Raw genomic sequence first — 702 nt, 5'->3', positions numbered from 1 at the left:
CTCCGCCATCCTGCGCCATGCCGCCAGTGATGCCTTCTTTTGCTGATCGAACATATGGGTATCTCCTGAGGACTTACCCGGTAGAAAAATCAGCGCGACAGAGGTTCAGGGCAGACGACGGATGGACGGGTGATGCGCAAAACCTTGTGAGAGAGAACCTGCTCGCGATAGCGGTATATCTGTCAAATGAATTTGAATGTGCCTCCGTCTTCGCGAGCAGGCTCGCTTCCACGGGAAAGCAAAAGCAAAAGATCGCAGCCTTCGGCAGTTCCTACAGTTGGATCGGGTGAATCGACAGAAATTCGTTGACCAGCAGGCCGCCTTCGCGAGCAGGCTCGCTCCCACGGAAAAGCAAAAGCAAAAGATCGCAGCCTTCGGCAGCTCCTACAGTTGGATCGGGTGAATCGACAGAAATTCGTTGACCAGCAGGCCGCCTTCGCGAGCAGGCTCGCTCCCACAGAAAAGCAAAATCAAAAGATCGCAGCCTTCGGCAGCTCCTACAGTTGGATCGGGTGAATCGATAGAAATTCGTTGACCAGCAGGCCGCCTTCGCGAGCAGGCTCGTTCCCACAAAAACAAAACCAAAGCAGCGCAGCTGCCCGCGGCGAAGCCGCCCCACTCAACAATGAGCGCAAGCTCGAGTGCTTTTGATCTTGATCCACCGGCGACGTCGGAAGGCTGAGCGGAGGGATTGATCCGGGT

Annotated in this window: 1 protein-coding gene; it reads right to left on the bottom strand. The window is 55.7% G+C overall.

What is annotated here, in order from left to right; all coding sequences use genetic code 11:
* Positions 1-384 precede the first annotated feature (384 nt).
* The coding region (locus tag D6877_RS29420; protein WP_178083707.1) for a hypothetical protein at positions 385-702 on the bottom strand (318 nt) is incomplete at its 5' end.

Source organism: Pseudomonas sp. Sample_9 (assembly GCF_004307535.1).
GTDB lineage: Bacteria > Pseudomonadota > Gammaproteobacteria > Pseudomonadales > Pseudomonadaceae > Aquipseudomonas > Aquipseudomonas mercuritolerans.
The sequence above is the reverse complement of the archived record's forward strand: the minus strand, read 5'-3'. Positions and strand labels throughout refer to the sequence as shown.